Here is a 26328-nt window from a genome sequence, read left to right as displayed (position 1 = left end):
GGTCTGCCTCAGGCTTCGTGGTGCTCGAACTGGGGGCGCGGCGTCTCGGCGGTGAGCGGGTCGCGGGCCATCGGGGTGAAGGACGTGGCGCGGGCGCCGTGGGCGTGGGGACCGCGGGGCACGAGCGGGGCGCGGTGGGTGGTCGCGAGGTGCGACAGGTGCACGCGTCGGGCTGCTCGGGTGGGCTGGATCGTGATGGTCATGGGTGCCGGACTCCTCAATGACGTCGGGCGGCGCTACGATGAGCGGAGAACCTCTCCGGTTCTGCCTGACCCACAATACGGAGACACTCTCCGCTTTTGCAAGGAGGAATTTCCCGTGACGTCTGCCGCAACCGGCGGGGCGACGCTCGATCCGTCGCCGGAATCCGTTGGCACCCAAGGGGATCGCGCCGACGCACCCGCCCTGGAGAGCACCGGGAAATCCGCTCGGCCGATGCGTGCCGACGCCCGCCGCAACTACGACAAGATCCTCGCCACCGCCCGGATCGTCTTCACCGAGCGCGGCACCGACTCCTCCCTCGACGAGATCGCCAAGCGCGCGGGCGTGGGCGCCGGCACCCTCTACCGCCACTTCCCCACCCGCGAGGCGCTCGTCGACGCGCTCATGCAGGACTGGACCGATCGCGTGGCCGCCGATGCCGACACCGCGATCGCCACCGAGGCACCCGCCCGCGACATGCTGCTCGGCTGGTTCGAGCACTTCGTCGACCACATCACCCTCCACCGCGGGGCAGCGAGCAAGATCTGCGCGGCCATGGACGACCCCGCCTCGCCGATGTACCGAAAGTGCCGGGTCATGGGCGACGCCAACCGCCGCGTCATCGACCACCTCGACGCGACGGGCGAGCTGCGCCCCGGCGTCGACGCCGCCAACGTCATGCGCCTCGTCAGCGGCGTCGCGAGCGTGGCCGACACGAGCCGCGCCGACCTCGACGTGCGACCGATGCTCGAGGTCGTCGTCGACGGGATTGTCCGCGCCTGATCCGTCGTTGCACGGGCATGACCGTCGACCTGCGCATCTTCACCGAGCCCCAACAGGGCGCCACCTACGACGACCTCCTCGCCGTCGCACGAGCCGGCGAGGAGCTCGGGTTCAGCGGCTTCTTCCGCTCCGACCACTACCTCCACATGGGTGGCGACGGCGGCGTCGGCCCCACCGACGCCTGGACGACCCTCGCCGGCCTCGCGCGTGACACCTCGACGATCCGGCTCGGGACGCTCGTCACGTCCGCCACCTTCCGCCTGCCCGGGCCGCTCGCCGTCCAGGTCGCGGGCGTCGACCAGATGAGCGGCGGTCGCGTCGAGCTGGGGCTGGGCGCCGGCTGGTTCGAGGCCGAGCACACGGCATACGGCATCCCCTTCCCCTCGCTCGGCGAACGCTTCGACCGGCTCGAGGAGCAGCTCGCCGTCATCACCGGACTCTGGTCGACCGAGCCCGGAACGACGTTCAGCCACGACGGGACCCACTACCCCGTCACCGACTCCCCCGCGCTCGCCAGGCCCGTGCAGGACGGCGGCGTGCCGATCATCATCGGGGGCGGCGGCAGGCGCCGCACGCCCGCGCTCGCGGTCCGGTACGCCGCCGAGTTCAACGCCGCGTTCTCGTCGGCAGAGGCCTCGGGAGTGCTCTTCGAGCGCGTGCGCGGCCTGGCCCGGCGCGAGGGACGCGACCCGGCGTCGCTGACGCTCTCGGCCGCGCAGGTCGTCTGCGTCGGGCGCGACGAGGCCACCCTGCGGCGTCGCGCCGACGCCATCGGGCGCGACCTCGACGAGCTGCGCGAGTCCGGGCTCGCCGGATCACCCGACGAGGTCGTCGAGAAGATCGCGACGTTCGAGGCGGTCGGGGCGGAGCGGATCTACCTGCAGGTCCTCGACCTCGCCGACCTCGACCACCTCGCCGACATCGCCGACGGGGTGCTGCGCCAGCTCCTCTGAACCCGGACCACCCGGCGCCGGCCGGGCCGGCCCGGGCGCCCTCGACTTGATTTACATAGGTTGTCTATGTAAGTTGGAGCGAGTGATGGAACCGACCGCTCTGGGCAACGAGCTGCTGCGCTCGGCCGCGCGCCTCTCGCGCTGGGCCAGCCGGCACGCGTCGTTCGACGTCCCCTTCGCGCAGGCGCGCCTCCTCGCGCTCCTCGACGAGCTGGGCCCGTCCCGCGTCAGCGTCCTCGCGGCCGCCGATCACAGCAGCCAGCCGACGACCACCAACCAGCTCCAGCGCCTCGAGGCGGCGGGCTGGGTGCACCGCGCGTCCGACCCGGACGACGCGCGTGCCTCGGTGGTCTCCCTCAGCGACGAGGGTCACGCCGCGCTCGAGAGCGTGCGCCGGGCCCGACTGGCCGTCCTGTCCCCCGTCCTCGACCGGCTCGACGGTCCTGCGCTCGATCGCGTCCGCATCGCGGTCGACGTGCTCGACGAGCTGCTCGCCGCGGCGGCGGACGCGCCCCTCCCGAACCCCACCCGAAAGGACGGATGACCACCACCATGTGGCGCCAACCCAAGACCGTATGGTCGATCGCCTTCGCCTGCGTGATCTCCTTCATGGGCATCGGCCTCGTCGACCCCATCCTCAAGCCGATCGCCGACGAGCTCGGCGCCGGCCCCTCGCAGGTCTCGCTGCTCTTCACGAGCTACCTCGCCGTCATGGGCATCGCGATGCTCGGCACCGGCTTCGTCAGCAGCCGGGTCGGCGCCAAGCGGACCCTCCTGCTCGGCCTCGCCCTCATCATCGTCGGGGCGGCCTTCGCCGGCAGCCAGGACACCGTCGGCGGCATCGTCGCCTTCCGCGCCCTGTGGGGCCTCGGCAACGCCCTCTTCATCGCGACGGCGCTCGCGACGATCGTCAACGCGGCCTCCGGGTCGGTCAAGCAGGCCATCATCCTCTACGAGGCCGCGCTCGGCGTCGGCATCGCGACCGGTCCGCTCCTCGGCGGGTGGCTCGGCGGCATCTCGTGGCGCTGGCCGTTCTTCGGCGTCGCGGTGCTCATGGCCGTCGCCTTCATCGCGACCCTGACGACGCTGCCGAAGACCCCGCCGGCCGAGAACCCCACCTCGCTCGCCGCGCCCATCCGGGCCCTCGGGCACCGCGGCCTGCTCACGGTCGGCATCACCGCCCTGCTCTACAACTTCGGCTTCTTCACGCTGCTCGCCTTCACCCCGTTCCCGCTCGCCATGGGCGCCCACGAGATCGGCTTCATCTTCTTCGGCTGGGGCGTGCTGCTCGCCGTCACCTCCGTGTTCGTGGCCCCGATGGTGCAGCGCCGGTTCGGCACGATGGCCGGCATCGTCGGTGCCCTGGCCGGCTTCGCGGTCATCCTCGCCGTCATGGCGGGCTACACCGAGAACAAGACCGTCCTCGTCGTCGGCACCATCCTGGCCGGCGCCTTCCTCGGCGTGAACAACACCCTCATCACCGAGACGGTCATGAAGGTCGCGCCCGTCGAGCGCGGCGTCGCGTCGGCGGCCTACTCCTTCGTCCGCTTCAGCGGCGGCGCCGTCGCCCCGTGGCTCGCCGGCAACCTCGGTGAGCGGTCGATCCACCTGCCCTTCTGGGTGGGCTCCGGCGCGGTCGTGCTCGCGATCCTCGTGCTGCTCACGGCGCGCCGCATCATCGGCGCCCTCGACGAGGCCCCGGGCCACGGCGCCGAGGAGGTCACCTCGCGCACCGAGGCCGAGGCGCTGACGGTCGGCGACGCCTGACCCCTCCCCCGCAACACACCGAGCAGGTCACAACCCACCGGGATCCGATCCCGGTGGGTTGTGCCTTTCACGGTGTGTTGCCCGGGGGGGGCGTCTCGACGGTCGGGTCAGTGGAAGGTGACGCTGCGGCCGGCCTGCATGGCGGCGTACGCCTCGGGGTCGGCCTCGAGGGCCGCCCGCCGCGCCTTGCGGCGGTAGCGCAGCACCTGGACGACGCCGAGCGCCCACACCGGGTACTGCACCGTCATGGCGGCCCGGAACGAGTCGACGTCCCACGTCGACGGACCGCCCGGTGACACCCGGTCGAGCACGACGCCGACGAGGGCGACGGCCGTCAGGGTGGCGATGAAGCCGCCCGTGTTGACGATGCCCGACGCGCTGCCGATGCGGGTCGGCGGGTTGAAGGTGCGCGCGAGGTCGAAGCCGATCATCGAGCCGGGCCCGCCCACCGCGATGAGCACGACGAGGACGACGAGCAGCCAGAGCGGGGCCCGCCCCGGCCAGAGCAGCACGACGGTCCAGGCCGCGATGGCCGCGCCGGCGATCCACAGCACGAGCGTGCTGCGCGAGAACGGGTAGCGCATCGTCAGCGTGCCGATGACCGGGCTCGAGACCACCGACGTGAAGACCATGACCATGAGCAGCACGCTCGCCGTGGACGGCGCCAGGCCCTGCCCCGCGACGAGGAACGGGAAGCCCCACAGCATCGTGAACATGTTGGCCGCGAACTGCGACGTGAAGTGCGACCACAGGCCGAGCCGGGTGCCGGGCACGAGCCAGGCCGCGCGCAGCGTGCGGGCGATGGCCCGCAGCCTCAGCTCGTCGCGGTGGTGGTCGGCGTACGGGCTGTCCTTGACGACGAGCACGAGCGCGAGGCCGGTCAGCACGCCGACCGAGGCCGACACGGCATACGACGGCGTCCACCCGAAGTGGTCGAGCGCCGCCGCGAGCGGGCCGGCCGCGGCGAGGGCGCCGAGCTGGCCGAGCACGCCCGTCAGCTGCGTCACCATCGGCGTGCGCCGCGGCGAGAACCACAGGGCGACGAGGCGCAGCACCGAGATGAAGACCATGGCGTCGCCCATGCCGAGCAGCACCCGGCACGCGAGCGCGGCCGGGAACGAGTCGACGAAGGCGAAGCCGAACTGCGCGACCGTGAGCAGCGTCAGGCCCACGCCGAGCAGCTTCTTCGAGCCGTAGCGGTCGAGCAGGGCCCCGACCGGCAGCTGCATGGCCGCGTAGACGAAGACCTGGACGATGGTGAACGTCGACAGCTGCGAGCTGCTGATGCCGAAGCGCTCCGCGGCGTCGAGGCCGGCGACGCCGAGGGAGGTGCGGTGGAAGACGGCGAGGACGTAGACGGCGATTGCCGCCGCCCACACCGCCCACGCGCGCCGGCCGTCGAGCGCGTGACGCTGCCGGGCTGGGGTCGTGCTCGTCATCCGGTCGACCGGCTCCTTCAGTTGGCGCCGGTCATCGGGATGTTCTTCTCGGGCGCCTTGGGCACGCAGTCGACGATCGCCTTGGCGACGGTCTTGCTCATGTCGGGCTGGAAGACGCTCGGGATGATGTAGTTCGGGTTGAGCTGCTCGTCGGTGACGACCGACGCGATGGCGTCGGCGGCCTTGATGAGCATCTCGGTCGTGACGTCGGTCGCGCGCGCGTCGAGCAGGCCGCGGAAGACACCCGGGAAGGCCAGCACGTTGTTGATCTGGTTCGGGTAGTCGCTGCGGCCCGAGGCCACGACGGTTGCCCGCTGCGTGGCCTCGTGGATGTCGACCTCGGGGTCGGGGTTGGCGAGCGCGAAGACGATGCGCTTCTCGGCCATCTCGTCGATCCAGTCGGGGTGCAGGATGCGCGGCGCGCTGACGCCGATGAAGACGTCGGCACCCTGGAGGCCGTCGCGGAGCGTGCCGGTGAGGCCGCGCGGGTTCGTCTTGCCGGCGAGCTCGCGCCACGCGGGGGTGAGCGACTCGTCGGCCTGGTTGAGCAGCCCGGGACGGTCGCTGACCGTGACGTCGTGGGCCCCGGCCGCGAGGAGCAGCTGGACGATGGCCGAGCCGGCCGCGCCGCCACCGGAGACGACGATGCGCGCCTCCGGGAGGGGCTTGTCGATGATGCGCAGCGCGTTCTTCAGCGCGGCGAGCACGACGATGGCGGTGCCGTGCTGGTCGTCGTGGAAGACGGGGATCGAGAGGCGCTCGCGCAGCTTGGCCTCGACCTCGAAGCAGCGCGGCGCGGCGATGTCCTCGAGGTTGATGCCGCCGAAGCCGGGGGCGATGAGCTCGACGGTGCGCACGATCTCGTCGACGTCGGTGGTGTCGATGCAGATCGGCCACGCGTCGATGTCGGCGAAGCGCTTGAAGAGCGCCGCCTTGCCCTCCATGACGGGCAGCGCGGCCATCGGGCCGATGTTGCCGAGGCCGAGCACCGCGGACCCGTCGGTGACCACGGCCACCGAGTTGCCCTTGATCGTCAGCCTGGGCACGTCCTCGGGGTGGTCGGCGAGCGCCTGGCTCACCCGGCCGACGCCCGGCGTGTAGGCCATCGCGAGGTCCTGGCGGTTGCGCAGGTTGACCTTGCTCTCGACGCTGATCTTGCCGCCGAGGTGCAGCAGGAAGACGCGGTCGGAGACCTTGTGCACGCGCACGCCGTCGAGCGTCTCGACGGCGGCGACGATCTCGGTCGAGTGCTCGGCGTTGCTCGCGGAGCAGGTGAGGTCGATGACGAGGCGGTCCGGGTGCGAGTCGACGATGTCGAGCGCGGTCGTGATGCCGCCGCTCTCGGCCACCTTGACCGCCAGGGTCCCGATCACGGCGGGATCGGTCCCCGTGTGGATGCGCATCGTGATCGAGTAGGAGGCGGTGGTGGCGCGGGCACGTTGGATCGACTCAGTCACGTCGGCCATCGTCCCACGATCCGAGAAGCGCGCCCGACATGGTCCGCGGACCGATCAGTAACCTTTGTCCGTCGCCTCCCTCCCACCGCCGTATGCCGTGCGCGTGCCGTCCCGCACCCGACCCGGCGCCCCGGGTCCGCGCGTGCCGCCACGGCCGCGGCGACCGGCATACGACAATGGCCCAGTGACGACACCCGGCGACGCGACCCTGACCCGCCCCGAGGGCCTCACGAGCGCCGAGGTGGCCGAGCGCGTCGCCCGCGGCGCCGTCAACCGCCTGAGCGAGCGCACGTCGCGCTCCATCGGCGAGATCGTGCGGGCCAACGTGCTGACCCGCTTCAACGCCATCCTCGGCGCGCTCTTCGTGCTCGTCATGGTGACGGGATCGTTCGCCGACGGCCTCTTCGGCATCGTCCTCGTCGTCAACTCCGCCATCGGCATCGTCCAGGAGTATCTCGCCAAGCGGAAGCTCGACCGGCTCGCGCTGCTCAACGCCCCGACGACGCGCGTGCTGCGTGACGGCGAGGTGCGCGTCGTCGCGACCACCGACGTCGTGCAGGACGACCTCATCGAGCTGCGCACCGGTGACGAGGTGCCGGCCGACGGCGTCCTCATCGCGAGCGCCGGGCTGGAGCTCAACGAGGCCAACCTCACCGGCGAGTCCGACCCGGTGCCGCACGCGGAGGGCGACGAGATCATGTCGGGCACCAGCGTCGTCGCCGGGTCGGGCCGCTACCACGCGCAGCAGGTCGGGGCAGACGCCTACGTCAACCGGATCGCCGCCGACGCAAGGAAGTTCACGCGCACACGCTCCGAGATCCAGGAGTCGATCAATACCCTGCTGCGCTACATCACGTGGGTCATCGTCGGCGCCCTGCCGATCGCGATCTGGTCGCAGTGGCGCACCGTCGGCGACCAGGGCTGGCGCGAGGTGGTCATCCGCTCGGCGGCCGGCGTCGTCGGGCTCGTGCCGGAGGGGCTCGTGCTGCTGACGTCCGTCGCCTTCCTCCTGTCGGCCGTGCAGCTGACCCGGCGCAACGTCCTCGTGCAGCAGCTGCCCGCCGTCGAGGGGCTCGCACGGGTCGACGTGGTGTGCCTCGACAAGACCGGCACGCTGACCGCCGGCGAGATCGCCTTCGAGGACGCCCACGCGCTGGAGGGACAGGACGCCGACGAGATCCGTTGCGCCCTGGGCGCGCTCGCCGACGACCCGAACGCCAACGGCACGCTTACCGCGGTCGCCGGCGTCGTCGAGGCGCCCGGCTGGGAGCGCACGCGGACGATCCCGTTCAACTCCTCGCGCAAGTGGAGCGCGGCCTGCTTCGCCGGCCGGTCCACCTGGGTCCTCGGCGCGCCCGAGGTGCTGCTCGCGGCCGATCCCCAACCGTCCCCGCCGGAGGTCCTCGACCGGATCCGCGCGCGGGTGGCCGAGCTCGCCGACTCCGGCCGTCGCGTCGTGCTGCTCGCCCGCAGCGAGGAGCACCTCACCGACGCCACCCTCCCGCCCGACCTCACCCCGGCCGCCCTCGTGACGCTGACCGAGCAGGTGCGCCCCGACGCCAAGGAGACGCTCACCTACTTCGCCGAGCAGGACGTCGCGATCAAGGTGGTCTCGGGCGACAACCCCGTCACCGTCGCCGCCGTCGCACGGACCGTCGGGCTCGAGGTGGGTGAGCCGGTCGACGCACGGACGCTCCCGGACGACCCGGAGGCGCTGCGTGTCGCACTCGCCACGCACACCGTCTTCGGGCGCGTCACGCCGGAGCAGAAGCGCGCCTTCGTGCACGCGCTGCAGGCCGACGGCCACGTCGTCGCCATGACGGGCGACGGCGTCAACGACGCTCTCGCCCTCAAGGACGCCGACATCGGCGTCGCCATGGGCAACGGCGCCCAGGCGACCAAGGCCGTGGCCGAGCTCGTGCTGCTCGACGGGCGCTTCTCGCACCTGCCCGACGTGCTCGCCGAGGGCCGGCGCGTCATCGGCAACGTCGAGCGCGTCGCCAACCTCTTCGTGGCGAAGAACGCGATGAGCCTCGTCGCGATCCTCGCGGCCGCGCTCATCGCCGTGCCGTTCCCGTTCCTCCCCCGCCACCTGACGCTCGTGTCGGCCGTCACCATCGGCATCCCCGCCTTCTTCCTCGCGCTCGGGCCGAACCAGCGGCGCTACCTGCCCGGCTTCCTCGGGCGCATCCTGCGCTTCGCCGTGCCCTCGGGAGCGGTGGCGGGGGTCGCCGTCATCACCGCCTACCTGCTGGCCGGCAGCAGCTACGGCGTCCCCCGTGACGAGTTCGCGGACCGGTGCGCGGTCGAGGCCGGCGCGAAGACCGTCAGCGACGTGGCGTGCTGGCAGACGGGCAGCGGCGCGACGATCACCCTGCTCACCGTCTTCTTCTGGATCCTCGTCGTGCTGGCCCGGCCGTTCCGTGCCTGGAAGGCGGCGCTCGTGGCCGCGATGGTCGGGCTCGCCGTCCTCGCCTTCGTGCTCCCCCTCGCGGGGACGTTCTTCAACCTCGACGCACCGCTCGCGCTCGTGTGGCAGTCGCTCGCCGTGGGGGCCGTCGGGGCGGCGGTCGTCGAGGGGATCTACCGGCTCTCGCCGTCGGTCCGCGACGCGCACCACGTGCGCGACTGACCTGCGGCGGGGCGACCCACTCCCGCGCACGCCGTACACTGGGAGCGCACAGGGATCCGGCGTGGCCTGATGGGCGGGTAGGCGCGCACCCGACGTCGCGTACCCCGCGACCAGATCCGGAGCCGCCCCGTGTCACCCATCGACTCGTACCGCCACCTGTTCGGCCTCACCGGCCGCACCTACATCGTCGTGGCCTTCCTCGCCCGGCTGCCGCTCGCCATGAGCCAGCTCGGCACCCTCCTGCTCGTCTCGTCGGCGACCGGCAGCTACGGCGCCGGGGGCTTCTGCGCGGGAGCGCTCGCCGTGGCGAACGCCGCGGGCGCCACCTTCTGGGGCGCGCGCGCCGACCGGCTCGGCCAGCGCCGCGTCGTCGCCTTCCAGTCCCTCGCCGGGGCGGCCGGCCTCCTTGGCATCCTGCTCGTCGTCGGTGCCGGGCTGCCTTGGGGCGTGGCCGCGCTCGTCAGCGCGGTCGCGGGTCTGCTGCTGCCGCAGATCGGCCCGCTCGCGCGCGTGCGCTGGCGCCCGATCACCTCGAAGACGGGCGCGCGCCAGCACCGGCTCGTCGACGCCGCCTTCTCCTACGAGGGCGCCGCGGACGAGGCCTCCTTCGTGCTCGGCCCGGCGCTGGTCGGGCTGGGCGTCTCGGTCGCCGACCCGTCGGTCGCGCTCGCCCTCGCGGCGGTCGCCCTCGCCGTCTTCGGCACGTGGTTCGCGCTGCACGAGACGGCCGTCGCGACCCATGCCGCGACGGCGGGTCGACGCGGCGTCGTCGGCCGCCTGCTCACGCCCGCGCTCGTCGTGCTCTGCGCGGCCCAGCTGCTCGTCGGCACCGTCTTCGGGTCGGTGCAGACCGGGACGTCGGTGCTCGCGACCGCCGCGGGCTCCCCCGGCCTCACCGGCTACTTCCACGCGCTCCTCGGCATCGGCAGCGTGCTCGCCGGCCTGGCGGTCGCCGCGCTGCCCGCCACGATCTCGCTCCCCCAGCGGCTGCGCTGGTTCGCGCTCGGCCTGCTCGTGCTCTCGGCACCGCTGCTGCTCGTCGGGTCGCTGCCGGGGCTCGTGCCGGTGCTGCTCGTGCTCGGGTGCACGGTCGCGCCCTACATGATCACGACCTTCACGCTCGCCGAGCGCGTCACCCCGCCCTCGCGCACCGGTGCGGCCATGACGGTGCTCGCCGCCTCGACCGGGCTCGGCTACGCGGTCGGGGCCGCGCTCGCCGGACGCCTCGCCGACTGGGGTGGCCACACGCCGGCGTATGCCGTCACGGTCGGCGCCGGCGCGGCCGCGGTGCTCGTGTCGTGGGGCTTCCACCGGATGCTCGAGCGTGCCCAGCTCCGGGCCCTCGAGCCCGGGTCGACGACGCCCGCCTGACCCCGCCTACCGCGTGACCCCGTGGCCGGGCGCTCGGGGCCGGGCGCTCCGGGCCGGGCGCTCGGGGCCGCACGCCCGGGGCCGGGCGCGCCCGTGCCCCGACCCTCACGGGGCCGGGGCACGGGGAGGTCGTCACACGGACGCCCGGGCTACCGCGCGTTCACCGCGGCGGACCGGCTGGAGGCCGCTCCGTCACCGACGGCGTTCGTCGCCGTGACGTCGAACGTGAACGGTCCGACGCTGGTGAACGTGAACGTCCGGTTGCGCGTGGCCGACCCGACGACGACCGACTGCACGGCGGTGCCCGCCGCGTTGTAGGCCGACACCGTGTAGGCGGTGATGGCGCTGCCGCCCGTGCTCGCCGGCGGCGTCCAGGCCACGGCGATGGTGAGCGCGCCGCCTGCCGCACCCTGCGTGACGGCACCGAGCACCGGGGCGCCCGGGACCGTCGCCGGGGTGACGACGTTCGACGCGGTGGACAGGGCGCCCAGACCGACGGCCGTGCGGGCCTGCACCCGGAAGGTGTAGGTCGTGCCGTTGGTCAGGCCGCCGATCGTCGCACTCGTGACAGCACCCGTCAGGGTGTCCGTGCGCACGACCACTCCGGCGACGCGCACCTGCACGACGTAGCCGGTGATGGGCGAGCCACCGTCACTCGCCGGAGCCGTCCAGCTGACGGCTGCCGAGGCGTTGCCCCGGAGGGCGACGACCGCGGTCGGCGTGCCCGGCAGTCCGGCAGGGGTCACCGCGTTGGACGCGGCCGACAACGGGCCCGCCCCGAAGAGGTTCACGGCGCGCACCTGGAGGGTGTAGGTCGTGCCGTTGACCAGTCCGGTCACGGTCCCGCTGAGGGCGGTGCGCGCGATGCCGGTGCGGGTCACGACGGGCGCGGTGCCCGACGTCGGGGTGGCCACGATCTCGAAGCCGGTGACGGGCGGGCCGCCGTTGGCGACCGGTCCGGTCCAGCTCACCGTCGCCGTCCCGGTGGCGGTGGCCGCGGCCGAGGCCGTGGCGGTGCCGATGGTCGGTGCGGCGGGCACCTTGACCTGCACCGTCGCGTCGCTGAACTTCAGCGCCTCGACGTTGCGCACGGTGTCGGTGCCGTCGCTGGCGCGCTGGCCGACGACGTTGGCGCCGGTCTGGCTCACCACGACGCCGGCAGCGGTGCTGCCGCTCGCGGCGACCGGGGTGATCGTGTAGTTCGCCCGCGGGCCGGTGAAGACGACGACGTCGCAGTTGACGGAGGTCGCCGTCGCCGTGAACGGCGCGGTCGTCCCGCAGTCGCCCGGTGCCGTGACGGTCGAGCCGATCTCACGGACGGCCACGAGGTTGCCCGGGTCGACGAGCCCGGCGAAGACCGCCTGCTGGAGCGTCATGCCCGTCGTGCCGGCCCCGAAGTTGCCGGTCACCGCCCGGTTCTCCATGAGGTCGGTGCTGCCGATCTCGGTGGCGGGGTCGGCCGGGTTCGTGCGGACGCTGATCCGCACGGTCAGGGCGCGGTCGCCGTCGATGATCTCGTCGCCCGCACGCCCCTCGAAGGTGTCGTTGCCGCCACCGCCGAGGAGGATGTCGCCCTCGCCCCACACCGGCCCGCTCAGCGGGCAGACGCCGGAGGCGGAGAGCGCCGCCACCGCGGCGGACGTGCCCTGCCACTGCGCGACGGGCGGCAGGATCGCCGACAGTCCGCTGATCCGGGCCATGCCGGCCTGGTCGATGGCGTTGCACCCCGTGAAGCCGCCGGTCGTGCCGTCGATGAGGCGTGGCGTGGCGAGGACGCCGTCGGTGCCCTTGATGGTGTCGTTGAACCGCGTGCCGGAGTCGGCCTCGACCTCCTGCCAGCGGTCGCGGTTGACGACGAGCTGGATCGGCAGGCCGCCGAGGTTGTTGTTGACCATCATGTCGTCGTTCTGGGCCACGGTGTTGTACTGGCCGATCGCCCAGTCGAACCCGCCCGCACCGGCGTTGCGGTCGACGGCGGCGTTCTGCGCCATGATGTCGTCGCCCCCCTCGGCGTCGTAGTCGTTCTCGCCGACCTGACCGACGAAGACGTCGTTGCCCGGTGCCGACTCCGCGGGGTCGTCGAAGAACGGTGCACCGTGGTCGCCCTGGAGCAGGTCCTGCCCCGAGCCACCCTGGATCCAGTCGTCGCCACCGTCGCCGAAGACGGCGTCGGCGCCCTGGCCGGCGATGACGAAGTCGTTGCCGGGCCCGGCGAACGTCTCGTTGTCGTTGGCGCCGCCGTTGATGAAGTCCTGACCCTCGTTGCCCATCGGGATGTCGTCCCCGGGACCGGCGTCGATGGCGTCGTTCCCCGGGCCGCCCTTGGGCACGTCCGCGCCGTCGAGGTCGGTCAGGATGTCGTTGCCGTCGCCACCCAGGGCGACGTCGTCGCCACCCTGGCCGTCGATGACGTCGTTGCCGTCGCCACCCCAGAAGGTGTCGTTGTCGTTGCCGCCCTTGATGCGGTCGACCCGCGACGTGCCGTTGTAGACGGCCTGGCCGTTGATGCCGGTCGGGTCGACGGTGTTGCGCTGCCGGTAGGCGATGGTGCCGTCGGGCGAGCGGACGAGCAGCAGGGTCTCGTTGCAGTCCTCGGTCGCCGGGTCGTCGGCGACGGTCGAGCCGAGCGCCGTGTAGTCGGCGGCCGTGCCCTTGAGGGCCGAGAGCTGGAACTTGCAGTCGGCCGTCGCGAAGACGTCGGCCTTGAGCGTGTTCGTGCCGTCGGTGTTGCGCTGGATCATCTCCGAGAAGCTGTTGCCCTCGAGCTGGGTGCGCAGGTTCATGCCGGGCGTGCGGGCCAGGTAGTAGAACCGGTCACCGTCCTGCAGCTTCTCCATCTGCGTCTGGAAGACGTAGTTGAAGGTCGAGCCGAGCAGGCCGCCGAAGAGGTTCGTCACCTCGGCGAGGCCGCCGACCCAGAGGTCGACGTCGTCGACGCCCGTCGTCGTCCGCCCGGCGGCGTCGGCCCAGGCCGCGTTGCCGAACATGAAGTCGGAGGCGTCGGCCGGCTGCACGTCGGCCGGGATGTCGTCCGCCGTGCCGAGCACGGCGTCCGGCCCGGGCTGGACGGGCCGCGGGTCGACGATGGCCCGGGCGGCGTCACGCCGGCCCTTGAGCGTCGTCTGGCTCGTGATGCTGGGGTGCTGGCCGTAGGCAGCCACGAAGTTGATGAGCGACTCCGGGTGCTTGAGGTGCTGACCGAAGTCCTGCCAGCTCGTGTAGGGCGCGAGCTGCCCGTCGTTCGTGTCGGCGAAGACCGCCCGGCGGAACTCGTTGAGCCGTGGCACCCCCGCGTCGCGCGCCCGCGTGATGTTGAGCGAGGCGAGGTCGAGCGGCAGCCCGAGCAGGTTGTTGCGCAGCGTCTCGGTGACGAACTCGTCGAGCTCGTTGCCCACCTGGTCCGACGAACCCATGACGATGGCGCCGGCCGCCTCCTGCGGCGTGTAGACCGGGTGCGCCGGGTCGACGGCGTTGTCGTAGAACGCCGGCGGGTTGAGGAAGGCATCGAGCAGCTTCAGGTGGTTGTCCACCTTCGTGCCGTCGGCCTTCGTCGACACCCGGGCGACGTCGTCGTCGAGCATCGAGTGACCGAACCGGTAGACGGCGTGGGCGAACTCGGCGTCGATGGCCGGGTCGAGGTCGGGCGAGTAGACGTGGAACGGGCGGATCGCCGGCACCATCTTGCGCCCGAACTCCTCGAAGACGAGGTGCTGGTACTCCATCTCCGTGACGAAGCGCGCGGCCTGGAAGAGACGGCCGCCGAAACCGAAGCTGACGTCCGAACCGGCGAACGGGTGAGCGGCCCGGTAGTCGGCCAGGAGCGCGGCGTTCTCGGGCTTGTTCAGCGTGGCGGTGATGTCGGCGACGAGCCGGTCGTGCTCCGAGTGGAACACCTGGTGGATCGTCGACAGGGCGATGTTCTCGTTGCACCGTCCGTCACCACAGGTGAAGTGGGCGTCGAGCATCTCGTCGTCGTAGGTCCCGGCCGGCTGGTGCGCGAAGTCGGCGGACGGCGTGCTGTCGGCGTCGGGCGACGGCGCGACCGGCGGCGTGCCGGGGTTGTGGTCGGTGTCCTGCGGCGACGGGTCGGCGTTGTGCGCGATGTCCGTGAGGAACGGGGTGTCGAAGTAGCGCACGTCTGCCGGCACGGGCACGGTCTCGTCGGCCGCGGTGCCCGGGTCGTCGAGGCGGCCCTCGACGGTGCTGCCGTCCTTGAGGACGTACTGCGGCAGCCCGTTCGGGCCGGGCAGGAAGTTGCCGTACGGGTCGGCGGCGAGCATCGGGACGTTCGTCACGTCGGCGTCGACGAGCCGGAGGCCGAGCAGGTCGTGCGCCTGCTTCTTCGTCGAGGCCCACGTCGAGATGCCGTCACGACCGTCGGGCGAGCCGGCATACGTCTGCCCCGCGGGCAGGCCACCGAGCAGCCTGCCGGTCGGCACGGGCTTGCCCGACACCTGCGTGTACTCGCGCAGGAAGACCTGGTGCGAGGAGTGCGAGGTGTACGTCTGGCTCTGGTCGACCCAGGGCGAGTCGGTGTTCGTGGCGTCGGTGACGTCGTCGGCCGTGCCGACCACTCCGTCGAGCCCCGGCTGGTTCTGTGCGCGGGTCAGCACCATGAAGGCCTGGCTCGCGGGCACCTCGTCACCGGTGTTCGCCTTGCCGTCGGCGCCGAGCGTGCGCAGCGGGTCGTCGGCGCGGAGCGGCACGAAGACGGTGCCGCTGCTCTTGACCGTCTGGTCGACACCGTGGTCGAAGAACTGGCCGAAGAAGGTGAACATCGAGTTGTACGGCGGGGAGAGCCCGACGTCGGTCGTGACGTTGGGGATGAAGAGCGTCTGGTGCGAGGGCACGCAGCCGGCCGGTGACGCGTCGACGTTGTTCACCGGGTCGGGGTCGACGGTGCAGGGGAAGAGACCCGGGTTGCGCTGGGAGCGCACCGGCGCCCCGGCCGCGGCGATGGCGGCGGGGTTCGTCGACGTCTGGTCGACGACGAGGTTGCTCACGGTGCGGGGCTGGGAGTCGAAGACGACGTTGCCGGCGAGCTTCTGCGTGTAGCCGCCGTTGGAGGGGACGGTGCCGCTGCCGGGGCCGAAGAAGTCGGGCGGGCTGTCCTCGGCGTCGCGGAAGGTCGCCGCGGCCAGGCGCGGGAACGGCTGGTCGGCGGCGGCGAAGGTCTCGCGTCCGGAGAAGAGGTTGTTGCACGACCCGTCGACGGTGCGCAGGCCGTAGGACGTCAGCCGGTCGGGCACCTGGTCGGGGCCGGGGCCGACGAGCGTGCCGCACAGGTTGGAGGCGGTCCACGTCGCCGAGTGGCGCTCGGCGATCTTGATCTGCTTGAGGATGTAGGAGAGGTCACCGGCGGTGACGACGAACCCGTTGCCCGCAGGGGCGACGGCGGCCTGCGTCGGGGTGGTGGGGATGACCATCGCGATGGGGATGACAAAGGCGACGCCCGCCGCCACCCGCCGGAACCGGACGGCCAGGCTCGGCCGCCACGGGGCGGCGCCCCGTGGCCGACGGGCGCCGTCGCGGGCCCCGGGTGTTGATCCCCGGGGCAACATGCCGGTGAACCGATTCATTGCACACCTGCCTCATCAGTGGAGTTGGTCCTGCCCACGGTGGTGTGGGCTCCTTCGAAAAACCTTTGGGGCCCTGGGCCCCCTGGCGACGGCCCCTCTTCAGCCGTTCGTCGTCACGCGCTCGCTGTCACGCGCTCGCTGTCACGCGCTCGTCGTCACGCGCTCGCGGTCCGCACGAGCTGCGGGCGGGAGCGTGCCGAGCGCTGCACGAGCGCCGTCAGGGCCCGCCGCGCCTGGTCGGAGGAGATGCCGCGTGCGGCTCCCCGCCCCGGCCCGTCCGCGGTGGACGCCGGGCCGTCGGAGAGGTCGTGGTGCAGCCGGACCACGGCCTCGATGAGCTGCTCGAGCTCACCGGCGCCGCCGTGCGGGCCCGATGTCGCGCGACCGCCACCGCCGAGGAGCCGGGCGTAGAGCTCCTGGAGCCGGGGCCCCGGCGCGCACCCGAGCTCGTCGGCGAAGAGCGTGCGGCACCGGCCGTAGGCGCGCAGGCCGTCGGCGTGGTCGCCGCTCAGCTCCTTCGTGTGCATCAGGGCGTGCCAGGCGGACTCGTCGAACGGGTCGGAGTCCAGGGCGAGCTGTGCCCAGTGCGTGGCGTCGTCGGGCGCGACGAGGGCGACCTTCTCGGCCGCGGCGACGAGCAGCTCGCGCGTGCGCGCCTCGTGCGCCGCTCGGGCGGCCACGAGCCAGTCCGCGGAGCCCTCGTCGGGCACGAGCGGAGCCGTCGCCTCGGACAGGGCCTCGCGGAGCAGCCCGACGGCGTCCCCGGGAGGCGTGGCCGGGTGGAGGGCGCGGGACGCCAGGCGCTCGTCGCGGTCGACGTCGAGGACGAGGCGGGCGCGCTCGATGCGGTAGCCGCCGGCGCGCGTCTCGATGAGGCTGGCCCGGGGGCCCGCCTGCGGCTCCAGGCGCTTGCGCAGCACGCACACGTACGCCTCGATGGTGGCGGCCGCCGTGACGGGCCGCGGCCCGTCCCAGAGCAGCTCGCCCAGACGGTCCTTGGAGACCGGCGCACCGCGCGCCAGCAGGAGCGCGAGCAGCAGCCGACGCGGCTTGACGCCGCCGAGCTGGCGCGGGCCCAGCACGACGGGTCCCAGGCGCACGGACAGCTCTCCGCGCAGACGCACCTGAAACGTCCCGGCCGCCACCCCTGGGGTGGGCGGCACGGCGTCGGTGCTCGTTCGAGATCTTGGGCTCACAGGCCCCCCGGCCCTCATGTCCACGCATCGATGCTCGCGTGGCCGGACCCCGGCGGGCAGCCCCCGGTCGGGGTGCACGCGACCCCCCACGTGGGGGGTCGGACGCCGCCGCTCAGGGGCTCGGGACCCCCCAGGACCACTTGAACTCGCTCGGGAAACGCACCGTCAGGCAGGCGCCCCCGGTCTCGAGAGCGCGCAACGACACGACGCCGCCGATGTCGCCGGCGTCGTCCTGGAGCATGCGGAGGCCGAGGTGGCCGCTGTCGGGCGCCCCCTCCGTCGCCCGGCCGCCCGGTCCGACACCGTCGTCGGTCACGGTGACGACGACGTCGCCCTCCTGCAGCCGGGCCTCGACGACGACGTAGTGGGCCGTCGCGTGCTTGACGACGTTGCGCACCCCTTCCCGGACGGCCCGGTAGACGAGCTGCACGGCGTCCGGCGAGAGCGACGCGACCGCGTCGGCGACGTGCACCTCGACGGTCAGCCCGCCGCTCCGCAGGGGCGCCACGAGCTGCTCGACGGCGGAGGTGAGCCCCTCGCTCGCGAGGTCGTCGGGATAGAGCTCGGTGAGGACGCTGCGCAACGACGTCACGTCGTCACGCAGCCCGACGTGGACCGACTCGAGCAGGTCGCGCGCGGCGTCGGCGCCCGGGGGCAGCTCCCTGGCCACCGCGGGCAGCGCGTAGCCGAGGCTCGTGAGGTCCTGGATGAGGCCGTCGTGCAGTTCCCGGGAGATCCGCCGGCGCTCGCGGTCCGAGGCCGCCAGGGCGTGCCGCAGCATGGCGGCACGGTCGGCCTGCGCCCGGTCGACGCGGCGCGCGAGGGAGAAGGCGAGCGGGAGCACGGCGAGCATGAAGATGACGAGCACGCCGACGATGAGCGGCACGACGCGGGTGGAGATGACGAGCTCGTCGCGCAGGATGCGGTCGGTGCTCCAGTACGACTCGACCAGGAGGGGCCGGCCGTCGGCGTCCCTCGCCCCGGCGTAGACCTCGAGCAGCTCGTCGAAGCCCTGCTCGCGGCTGTTCTCCGGCTTGTCGAGGTCGGAGACGGAGGCGTTGACCCCCTCGCTGCCGAGCAGGGCCGCGTCCTGCTCCTCGAGGGTGAAGGTCTCGCCGTTCACCACGGGGTCGTCCGACCAGATCACCTTGCCCTCCGGCGACCAGATCTTGATCCGGACGATCGAGCCGTCACGCATGCGGTTGCGCATCACCGTGTCGAGCAGCCTGGTCTGCTCGACGTCGCCCTGCCGGACGGCGGCGTTGACGAGGGGGGCCGCGACATTGCGCGCGAACGACGAGCCTCGCGTGCCGGCGTCGCGAGCGGCGATCTCCGAGGCCACCGCACGCACCGCGAGGACGCCCCCTACCGTGCAGATGACAAACGCGGCGAGGCTCCACCAGACGAACCGGCGCACGGCCTGGCTGCGGACCGAGCGGACCGGGAGCCCGATCTGCTCGGCCTCGCCGGGCCTAACCACGTGGCGCGGCCCGGACCAGTCCGAGCCGCGTGGCGGTGACGACCGCCTCCAGCTGCGTGTGCGCGTCGAGCTTGGCCATGAGGTTCTTGAGGTAGCCCCGGCAGGTCAGCACCGTGATCCCGAGGTGGGCCGCGATGCGGTGGACGTCGAGGCCCTCGGCGAGCAGGGCCAGCACCTCCCCCTCGCGGGCAGTGAGGCGCACCGTGGCTCCCGCCCCCGGGGCCGCGGCGGCCAGCAGCCGGCGCAGCACCCGGGGGTGCACGACGAGACCTTCGGACGACGAGCCCCGGATGGCGGCGAGCAGCTCGGTCAGCGTGCCGTCCTTCGCCAGCACCGCCACGGCGCCGGCGTCGGCGGCCCGGCGCAGCAGGGGCTGGTCGACGATGCCCGTGAGGATGACGACCCTGAGCCCGGGCGCGGCATGCATCAGGTCGGCGGCGACCTCGACCCCGTCGCCGTCGCCGAGCTGGACGTCCATCACGACGACGTCGGCCCCGAGGCGGTGCGCCATCGCGCGGGCCTCCCGGGCGCTGTGCACGGCACCGATGCACTCGATGCCGGATTCCGAAGCAAGGGCGAACGACATGGCGTCCGCCACCGTGCGGTGGTCGTCCACCACGAGCACCCGAATCGACTCCGCCTGCGTTGCCGTCTGCCCCGACACACCTGCGCCCATGCCCTGTACCCCCCAGTGCCATCCCCCCGGCTGCCTCTTCAGTATGGGCACCCTCATCGGGCGCGTCTCCTGAATTCACCCAGCCCGGTGCCGGGTCTGCGGTGGTAGGTCCGGACCATCCCGAAGATCCCCTGGATCAGACCACGGATTCCGTCGTGCGACGGCCCGACGACGCCCTCCCGCGGCGGCCTCCCGAGCAGCAGCCGGCAAAATTCTTAGGAAAAAATCCCCGAAACCCCACACAACTGGGGCAATGGCTGATTAATGTCGCATCTGTAACAACCCCCATGGCTGGAACGCACCCCCCCCATCCGCACCAGCCCCGAAGGAGCCCCCTGCACCGCAGGCGGGCTCCTTCGTCGTTCCCGCCCGCGCCGTCGACCCGGGTCCGGTCGGCCCCGGGCACGGCGAAGGCCCCGTTCCCAGGGAGGGAACGGGGCCTCGGGCCGAGCCGCTTGTCGGAATCGAACCGACGACCTATTCATTACGAGTGAATCGCTCTGGCCGACTGAGCTAAAGCGGCTGGTCGTGCTCGGCGCGACAGGCGCGACCGGACACGGAGGTTGAGTATACGCACGACCCGGACCCGGACAAAAATCGCGCCAGAGCCCGTCGCGGCGCTCCTCCCGCCGCCCGCCACCCCACGCATCCCGCTGGCCTCGACGGCGCCCGGGAATGCCGCACCACCCGCCCGTCCTTGACCCGAGGGACGGCCGCGGACGACGGCGGCCCCGAACCCCGGAGGACACCCGATGAGCACGATGCGCGCCATGACCTACGACACCTACGGCGGCCCCGAGGTGCTCGCCCTGACCGAGCAGCCGCGCCCCAAGGTCGGCCCCGGCGAGGCGCTCGTGCGCGTGCGGTCCGCCTCGGTCAACCCGGTCGACTGGAAGCTCATGTCGGGCGGCCTCGACGCGGTCATGGACGTACGCTTCCCCGTCGTGCCCGGCTGGGACGTCGCCGGCGTCGTCGAGGAGGTCGGGTTCGACACCCCCGAGTTCGCCCCCGGTGACGAGGTGCTCGCCTACGCGCGCAAGGACTACGTGCACGGCGGCACGTTCGCCGAGCTCGTCACCGTGCCGGTGCGCGCCCTCGCCGCGAAGCCGGCGTCGATGAGCTGGGACGAGGCCGCAGGGCTGCCGCTCGCCGGCCTGACCGCCCTGCGCCTGCTCACCCGCCTCGAGGTCGGCCCGGAGGACACCGTGCTCGTGCACGCGGCGGCGGGCGGCGTCGGCTCGCTCGCCGTGCAGATCGCCCGCGCCCTCGGCGCCCGCGTCATCGGCACCGCCTCGGAGCGCAACCACGACCGGCTGCGTGAGCTCGGGGCCGAGCCGGTGGCGTACGGCGACGGGGTGGTCGAGCGGGTGCGCGCCCTCGCCCCCGACGGCGTCGACGTGGTCGCGGACTTCGTCGGCGACGTGCTCGACGTGACGACCGCGGTGCTCGCCGAGGGCGGGCGGCACGCGTCCATCGCCGACGGGTCGGTCACCGAGGCCGGCGGCCACTACATCTGGGTGCGCCCCGACGCCGCGGAGCTCTCGCGCCTCACCGAGCTCGTCGAGCACGGCGAGCTGACGGTGCAGGTCGCGCGCACCTTCCCCCTCGAGGAGCTGGCCGACGCCTTCCGGCTCAGCCAGGAGGGTCACACGGCCGGCAAGATCACCGTGCAGGTCTCGACCGACTGACCCCGGCGCGGGTCGGCGTCAGGAGCCGCAGACGTAGTCGTCCTCGGGTGCCTCGTCGCGCGCCAGGTAGCCGTCGACGACCGCGTCGGCGCACTCGTTGCCGTTGTCGTAGGCGCCGTGCCCCTCCGCCTCGACCGTGACGAAGCGGCTGCGCACGATCGAGGCGGCCATCGCCTCGGTGTCCTCGATCGGGGTGGTGCGGTCGTGCGCGTTGCCGATGACGAGCACCGGCGTGGCGACGTCGGCGCCGACGAGCAGGGTGGTGCGCCGCACGCCCTGCCACCCGGTGCACGGGTCGGTGACCGGCGGCTCGACGCGGGCCCACAGCGGGTGGTTGGCGAGCACGTCGGCGCTCGGCACGGCGGCGTCCCATGCGGTCGACGGCCAGTCGGAGCAGCGGACGAGCAGCTGGGCCCGACCGAACGAGGCGGCCGGGTAGCTGCCGTCGTCGTCGCGCTCGGCCTCGTCCATGGCGAACCACGCGAGCCCCTCGCCGTCGTCGTCCTCGAGCGCGGCCGCGAGGGCCGCGGTGAGGTCGGGCCAGGCGTCGGGGTCGCCCAGGCCGAAGCCGATCGCGGTGCGAGCCCAGCCCTCGGTGAGCTGCGGGAGCGAGTCGAGCCCGGTCGGCAGCGGCGTGCGGTCGAGCCGGTCGAGCAGCCCGACGATCCGTCGGGAGGCCTCGGCCGTGTCGGACCCCAGCGCGCAGCCGGTGCCGTCGTCGGCGTCGTCGGCCTCGTCGACGCACGCGGTGACGAAGTCGTCGAAGACGTCGTCGAACTCGTACGCCCAGCCGCGGGCATAGGCGTCGATCTCCTGCTGCGTCGGCGTGCCCGGGTCGAGCCCGTCGGTGCGCACGGCGGAGTCGAGCACCACGTGCCCCACCCGAGCGGGGAAGAAGTCGGCGTAGAGCGCGCCGATCATCGTGCCGTAGCTGACGCCGTAGTAGTTGAGCCGCTCGTCGCCCACCGCGGACCTGAGGACGTCGAGGTCGCGGGCCACGAACTCGCTGCCCATCCGGCCGGCGAGGGCGCCGCCGCGTTCGAGGCAGCGACGGGCCCGCGCGGCCGGGGCACGGGCGGCAGCCGCCCGTTCCGCGGCCGTGTCGGGCGTGGGATCGGCACCGAACACCTCGTCGAGGTCGGCGTCGGTGAGGCAGTCGACCGGGTCGGACTCACCGAGGCCGCGCGGGTCGAAGCCGACGACGTCGTAGCGCTCGAGCACGGCGTCGCCGAAGACGTCGGGCGCCGCCTCGGCGAAGTCGATGCCGGACCCGCCGGGGCCGCCCGGGTTGAGGAAGAGCGAGCCGATGCGGGGCGCCGGTCCGGCGGCCGGGAGGCGCCGGAGCGCGATCCCGGTCGTGGCACCCTCCGGGTGGGCGTAGTCGACGGGCACCGTGACGGTCGCGCAGTCGAAGCCGCCGCCGTCCTCGCACGGGCTCCAGCGCACGCGCTTGCCGTAGAAGGCCGCGAGCTCCTCCGGCTCCGGGTCGACCGGACCGGTGAACGCGAACGGCGTCAGGTCGCCGCCCGGACGCTCCTCCGGCTGCTCGGCCGCGGCAGCACCGGTCACGGCGCCGGAGCCCGTGGACCCGGGGGTCCCAGCCGTCCCCGGGGTGCCGGTCGAGGACGCCGAGGTCGGGGCGACGGCGAGCGCCAGCAGCCCGCCGAGGAGGGCAGCGGAGACGAGGGGCGCGCGCAGCCGGCTCAGCAGGTCGTGCCGTCGGCCGGCGGCGTTCCCCTCAGCAGATAGCCGTCCACGGCGGAGTCCACGCACGAGTTGCCAGCGTAGTAGGTGCCGTGTCCGTCGTGGTCGGAAGTGAGAAGAATGCCCGAGTCGAGGTCCTCGGCGAGCTGCTTCGTGCCGCCGATGGGCGTCGCGGGGTCGCGTTCGTTGCCGATGACGAGGATCGGGGCGGCGCCCACGGCGAGCGTCGAGCCCTTGGGCGTGCGCCCGGCCGTCGGCCAGGTGCGGCAGTTGTCGTAGAGCTCCCCCGTCATCCGGGCCCACAGCGGGTGCTCGCGCTTGGCCTTCGCCTGGGCCGCGGCGAGCGCCGGGTCGTTCGCCGAGCGCGGCCAGTCGGCGCACCGCACCGGGATCATCGCCTGCAGGTAGGTGGTCGGGGCGTAGGCGCCCGAGCCGTCGCGCTCGACGACCGACATCCCCTTCTCGAGGAGGATGTCGCCCCGGCCCGCGAACGCCTCCTTGAGGCCCTGGTTGAGGGTCGGCCACGACGTGTCGGAGTAGAGGCACATGAAGATGGAGAAGCCGACCCAGCCCTCGCCGATGCGGGTCAGGCCCGGCGTGGTCGTCGTCAGACCGTCGCGCTCGACGTCGTCGAGCAGCTGAACGATCCTCTGCCGTGCTCCCGCCTTGTCGCTGCCGAGGGCGCAGTCGGAGCGCGGCACGCACCAGTCGATGAACGCGTCGATCGAGGACTCGAAGCCCTGGATGTCGTAGGACATCTCCTGCTCGTCGGTCTGGTTCGGCGACATCGCGGAGTCGAGCACCATGCGCCCGAGCTTCGTCGGGAAGGTGTCGGCGTAGATCGCCCCGAGGAAGGTGCCGTAGGAGCCGCCGAAGAAGTTGAGCCTCTCGTCGCCCAGCAGCGCCCGCATGACGTCCATGTCGCGGGCCACCTCGGTCGTGCTGAGGTGACGGGCGCGGTCGCCGCCGCGGGCCGCGCATCGCGCGGTGATGTCGTCGGCCTCGGCGAGCAGCTTCGAGCGCTCGGCCGCCGAGTCGGGCGTCGGGTCCGAGCTGAAGAGCCGGTCCATGTCGCCGTCCGTCAGGCACCGCACGGGCGAGGAGGCGCCGATGCCGCGCGGGTCGAAGCCCACGACGTCGTATGCCGCCCGCACCGCCGGCGAGAAGACGAACGACGCGTACTGGGCGTACTCCACCCCCGAGCCGCCGGGCCCGCCGGGGTTGATGACGAGCGAGCCGAGACGCTTGGCGGGGTCGGTGGCCGGCGCCTTGCGCAGCGCCAGCGTGAAGCGGTCGCCCGAGGGGTTGGCGTAGTCGACGGGCACGTCCATCGTCGCGCACCGGTGCTTGGCGTTGTCGGAGCACGGCGACCAGTCGAGGCGCTGGGTGTAGAAGCCGACGAGCCCCGCCGGCACGCCGCTGGGCGCGGCGGGCGAGGGTGCGGGCGTCGACGGGTTCGGGCTGGTCGGGCCGGTCGGGCTGCTGCTGCCCGTCGCCGACGGCAGCGCCGTGGAGCCGGCGGCCGGCTCGGCGCCGCCGCCCTTCCAGACGGCGAGCGCCACGGCCACGACGAGCACGAACGCGACGCCGGCCGCGACGAGCAGCCGGGGCGAGCGGCCCGGACCACCGGCGCCGCCCACCGACGACCCGCCCGACGACCCAGCCTGGCCGGCACCCGCACCCGCACCCGCACCCGAGGGAGCGTGCGGGTAGTCGGGCGGGAGGGCGGCATACGCGCTGGGCGCCTCGGGGAGGTCGTCGGGGTGCGGGGTGTCGTTCAGCATCGCAGTCCGTCCCGGGGCACGCGCCCCTGCACGTAGTAGGCGTCGATGGCGCTGTCGACGCACGAGTTGCTCCGGCCGTAGGCCGTGTGGCCGTCGCCGTCGAAGGTCACGAGGGCCGCGTCGTCGAGCTGGTCGCGCAGCCGCACCGACCACTCGTAGATCGTCGCGGGGTCACGGGTCGTGCCGACGACGACGATCGGGTTGCTGCCCGCGGCGGTGACGCGGTGCGGCCCGACGCCGCCCGTCACCGGCCACACGCCGCAGGGCAGCGCGCCCCAGGCGAGGGTCGCGCCCCACGTCGGCGCCTTGGCCGAGAAGTCCTTCGCGTAGCGCGCGTAGGCCGAGAGGTCGGGGCTGTCGGGCCGGTCGAGGCAGTTGACGGCGAAGATCGCCTCCATGAGGTTGCCGTCGTAGCCACCGCCCGGCCGGCGGTGCGCATAGCTGTCGGCGAGCTGCATGAGGCTCGCGCCGTTGCCCGCCCGGGCCTCGCGGATCGCGTCGGTGAGGAAGCCCCACATGCCCTGGTCGTAGAGCGCGATGGCGACGCCGAGGCGCGCCCAGGCCTCGGTGAGCTGCGGCACGGAGGGGTCACCGGTCGGCAGGGGCTCGCGGTCGATCGCGGTGAACAGGTCGTCGAGGCCGCGCCGCGCCGCGTCGACCGAGTCGCCGAGCGGACAGTCACCGGTCACGCAGTCCTGCAGGTAGGCCGTCGTCGCGATCTCGAACCCTCTGGCCTGGCCCTCGCCGAGCTCGGCGCTCGTGATGTCGGGCGGCAGCACCCCGTCGAGCACGACGCGGCCGACGCGCTTGGGGAAGAGGTCGGCGTAGGTGGCCCCGAGGAAGGTGCCGTAGGACTTGCCGAGGTAGTTCAGCTGGGGGTCGCCGAGCGCCGCGCGCAGGACGTCGAGGTCGCGCGCCGCGTCGGCCGTCGAGAGGTGGCGGACCAGCTTCGGGGCGTGCGCGGCGCAGCCGTCGGCCATCGCCTCGGCCTGCGTCAGCAGCGCCTGCTCCTCCGCGGCGTCGTCCGGGGTGGAGTCGGTGCCGAGGAAGCGGTCGAGGGCCGCGTCGCCGAGGCAGTCGATCGGGTCCGAGCCGGCCACGCCCCGCGGGTCGAAGCCCACGAGGTCGTAGTAGCGACGCACCTCGGGTCCGCCGATGCTGTCGGCGCCGGCGCGGACGTAGGCGTTGCCGGAGGCGCCCGGACCCCCGGGGTTGACGAGGAGCGAGCCGAGCCGGTGCTCCTGGTCGCGGGCCGGCACCCGCACGACCTTGATGGTGAGGTCGTCGGCGGGGTCGGGGTTCGCGTGGTCGAGCGGCACGGTGAGGTCGGCGCACTGGAGTCCGCCGCAGGCCGTCCAGTCCAGCTTCTGGCCGTAGTAGCGGGCGAGGGCGGCCGTCGGCGCGGCGGTGGCCGGGGGCACGTCGGTGCCGGCCGCGGGCGGGGTCGGCGGCTCGCTCGTCGAGCACGCCCCGAGGGCGACCACCGCGCCGAGCAGCACCGCGAGCGCCGCTGCCGCCGGGCGGCGGCGGGCGTGCGGCCGGGCGTGCGGCTGATCGGGCGCGGCGGGCGCGGCGGGCGCGGCGGGCCGTGTCGTCATGGCGCACACCGTAACCCGGC

General features: G+C 73.2%; 17 protein-coding genes and 1 tRNA gene. 7 read left to right on the top strand and 11 right to left on the bottom strand.

The window, feature by feature from the left end; genetic code table 11:
* Positions 1 to 8: 8 nt before the first annotated feature.
* The gene (locus ABT295_RS16475) at positions 9 to 203 is read right to left on the bottom strand and encodes a hypothetical protein (protein WP_352395490.1); all 195 of its coding nucleotides are present in this window, start codon (positions 201 to 203) and stop codon (positions 9 to 11) included.
* A gap of 232 nt (positions 204 to 435) precedes the next feature.
* Between ABT295_RS16475 and ABT295_RS16470 the strand changes: the two genes are divergently transcribed.
* From ABT295_RS16470 to ABT295_RS16455, 4 genes are all read left to right on the top strand, one after another.
* A complete protein-coding gene (locus tag ABT295_RS16470; protein ID WP_352395489.1) occupies positions 436 to 984 on the top strand; it encodes a TetR/AcrR family transcriptional regulator in 549 nt (182 codons plus the stop codon).
* 17 nt (positions 985 to 1001) lie between these two features.
* On the top strand, positions 1002 to 1937 hold the full coding sequence (locus ABT295_RS16465; RefSeq protein ID WP_352395488.1) for an LLM class F420-dependent oxidoreductase: 936 nt from the start codon (positions 1002 to 1004) through the stop codon (positions 1935 to 1937).
* 85 nt (positions 1938 to 2022) lie between these two features.
* Positions 2023 to 2481 carry a MarR family winged helix-turn-helix transcriptional regulator gene (locus ABT295_RS16460; protein WP_352395487.1) on the top strand — a complete coding sequence of 153 codons (459 nt, stop codon included), beginning with the start codon at positions 2023 to 2025 and terminating at the stop codon, positions 2479 to 2481.
* Positions 2478 to 3704: an MFS transporter gene (locus ABT295_RS16455; RefSeq protein WP_352395486.1), complete on the top strand. Its 1227-nt coding sequence runs from the start codon at positions 2478 to 2480 to the stop codon at positions 3702 to 3704. Before ABT295_RS16460 ends, ABT295_RS16455 begins: the two co-directional genes overlap by 4 nt.
* Positions 3705 to 3811: 107 nt before the next feature.
* On the opposite strand, the gene ABT295_RS16450 is transcribed toward ABT295_RS16455, so the two are convergent.
* The gene (locus ABT295_RS16450) at positions 3812 to 5143 is read right to left on the bottom strand and encodes an MFS transporter (RefSeq protein ID WP_352395485.1); all 1332 of its coding nucleotides are present in this window, start codon (positions 5141 to 5143) and stop codon (positions 3812 to 3814) included.
* A gap of 17 nt (positions 5144 to 5160) precedes the next feature.
* Positions 5161 to 6609 (bottom strand): NAD-dependent malic enzyme, encoded by a 1449-nt coding sequence (locus ABT295_RS16445; RefSeq protein WP_352395484.1) that lies wholly within the window; start codon positions 6607 to 6609, stop codon positions 5161 to 5163.
* A 175-nt stretch (positions 6610 to 6784) separates the two neighbouring features.
* Between ABT295_RS16445 and ABT295_RS16440 the strand changes: the two genes are divergently transcribed.
* Positions 6785 to 9232, top strand: coding sequence for an HAD-IC family P-type ATPase (locus ABT295_RS16440; RefSeq protein WP_352395483.1), 2448 nt, complete (start codon positions 6785 to 6787; stop codon positions 9230 to 9232).
* A 129-nt stretch (positions 9233 to 9361) separates the two neighbouring features.
* Positions 9362 to 10603 (top strand): MFS transporter, encoded by a 1242-nt coding sequence (locus ABT295_RS16435; protein WP_352395482.1) that lies wholly within the window; start codon positions 9362 to 9364, stop codon positions 10601 to 10603.
* Positions 10604 to 10752: 149 nt separating this feature from the next.
* On the opposite strand, the gene ABT295_RS16430 is transcribed toward ABT295_RS16435, so the two are convergent.
* The 5 genes from ABT295_RS16430 to ABT295_RS16410 all read right to left on the bottom strand — a co-directional run bounded on the left by ABT295_RS16430 (position 10753) and on the right by ABT295_RS16410 (position 20057).
* Positions 10753 to 16029 carry a peroxidase family protein gene (locus tag ABT295_RS16430; RefSeq protein WP_352395481.1) on the bottom strand — a complete coding sequence of 1759 codons (5277 nt, stop codon included), beginning with the start codon at positions 16027 to 16029 and terminating at the stop codon, positions 10753 to 10755.
* A 308-nt stretch (positions 16030 to 16337) separates the two neighbouring features.
* Entirely contained in the window at positions 16338 to 17282 is a 945-nt protein-coding gene (locus ABT295_RS16425; RefSeq protein ID WP_352395480.1) for an AfsR/SARP family transcriptional regulator, read from the bottom strand.
* 208 nt (positions 17283 to 17490) lie between these two features.
* Complete coding sequence (locus ABT295_RS16420; RefSeq protein ID WP_352395479.1) at positions 17491 to 18858, bottom strand: sensor histidine kinase; 1368 nt, start codon at positions 18856 to 18858, stop codon at positions 17491 to 17493.
* Positions 18851 to 19474, bottom strand: coding sequence for a response regulator (locus ABT295_RS16415; RefSeq protein WP_352395478.1), 624 nt, complete (start codon positions 19472 to 19474; stop codon positions 18851 to 18853). Before ABT295_RS16415 ends, ABT295_RS16420 begins: the two co-directional genes overlap by 8 nt.
* Positions 19475 to 19983: 509 nt before the next feature.
* A tRNA-Thr gene (locus ABT295_RS16410) sits at positions 19984 to 20057 on the bottom strand.
* A gap of 238 nt (positions 20058 to 20295) precedes the next feature.
* Between ABT295_RS16410 and ABT295_RS16405 the strand changes: the two genes are divergently transcribed.
* Positions 20296 to 21222: an NADP-dependent oxidoreductase gene (locus ABT295_RS16405; protein ID WP_352395932.1), complete on the top strand. Its 927-nt coding sequence runs from the start codon at positions 20296 to 20298 to the stop codon at positions 21220 to 21222.
* An 18-nt stretch (positions 21223 to 21240) separates the two neighbouring features.
* Here the strand turns inward: ABT295_RS16405 and ABT295_RS16400 are convergent, their stop codons facing one another.
* Genes ABT295_RS16400 through ABT295_RS16390 form a run of 3 tightly spaced genes read right to left on the bottom strand, consistent with a single transcriptional unit; the run spans position 21241 to position 26308 of the window.
* On the bottom strand, positions 21241 to 22995 hold the full coding sequence (locus tag ABT295_RS16400) for an alpha/beta hydrolase (protein ID WP_352395477.1): 1755 nt from the start codon (positions 22993 to 22995) through the stop codon (positions 21241 to 21243).
* The gene (locus ABT295_RS16395; RefSeq protein ID WP_352395476.1) at positions 22926 to 24710 is read right to left on the bottom strand and encodes an alpha/beta hydrolase; all 1785 of its coding nucleotides are present in this window, start codon (positions 24708 to 24710) and stop codon (positions 22926 to 22928) included. The genes ABT295_RS16400 and ABT295_RS16395 overlap by 70 nt, the downstream gene beginning before the upstream one ends.
* Positions 24704 to 26308, bottom strand: coding sequence for an alpha/beta hydrolase (locus tag ABT295_RS16390; protein WP_352395475.1), 1605 nt, complete (start codon positions 26306 to 26308; stop codon positions 24704 to 24706). The genes ABT295_RS16395 and ABT295_RS16390 overlap by 7 nt, the downstream gene beginning before the upstream one ends.
* Between the last annotated feature and the right edge of the window lie 20 nt (positions 26309 to 26328).

Source organism: Terrabacter sp. NPDC000476, from assembly GCF_040300125.1.
Taxonomy (GTDB): domain Bacteria; phylum Actinomycetota; class Actinomycetes; order Actinomycetales; family Dermatophilaceae; genus Terrabacter.
The sequence above is the reverse complement of the archived record's forward strand: the minus strand, read 5'-3'. Positions and strand labels throughout refer to the sequence as shown.

Coding starts and splice junctions, on each gene's coding strand:
- ABT295_RS16405 (WP_352395932.1), top strand. CDS start 20,296: ATGCGCGCCATGACCTACGACACCTACGGCGGCCCCGAGGTGCTCGCC.
- ABT295_RS16455 (WP_352395486.1), top strand. CDS start 2,478: ATGACCACCACCATGTGGCGCCAACCCAAGACCGTATGGTCGATCGCC.
- ABT295_RS16395 (WP_352395476.1), bottom strand. CDS start 24,710: ATGCTGAACGACACCCCGCACCCCGACGACCTCCCCGAGGCGCCCAGC.
- ABT295_RS16450 (WP_352395485.1), bottom strand. CDS start 5,143: ATGACGAGCACGACCCCAGCCCGGCAGCGTCACGCGCTCGACGGCCGG.
- ABT295_RS16445 (WP_352395484.1), bottom strand. CDS start 6,609: ATGGCCGACGTGACTGAGTCGATCCAACGTGCCCGCGCCACCACCGCC.
- ABT295_RS16465 (WP_352395488.1), top strand. CDS start 1,002: ATGACCGTCGACCTGCGCATCTTCACCGAGCCCCAACAGGGCGCCACC.
- ABT295_RS16475 (WP_352395490.1), bottom strand. CDS start 203: ATGACCATCACGATCCAGCCCACCCGAGCAGCCCGACGCGTGCACCTG.
- ABT295_RS16390 (WP_352395475.1), bottom strand. CDS start 26,308: ATGACGACACGGCCCGCCGCGCCCGCCGCGCCCGCCGCGCCCGATCAG.
- ABT295_RS16430 (WP_352395481.1), bottom strand. CDS start 16,029: ATGGTCATCCCCACCACCCCGACGCAGGCCGCCGTCGCCCCTGCGGGC.
- ABT295_RS16470 (WP_352395489.1), top strand. CDS start 436: ATGCGTGCCGACGCCCGCCGCAACTACGACAAGATCCTCGCCACCGCC.
- ABT295_RS16460 (WP_352395487.1), top strand. CDS start 2,023: ATGGAACCGACCGCTCTGGGCAACGAGCTGCTGCGCTCGGCCGCGCGC.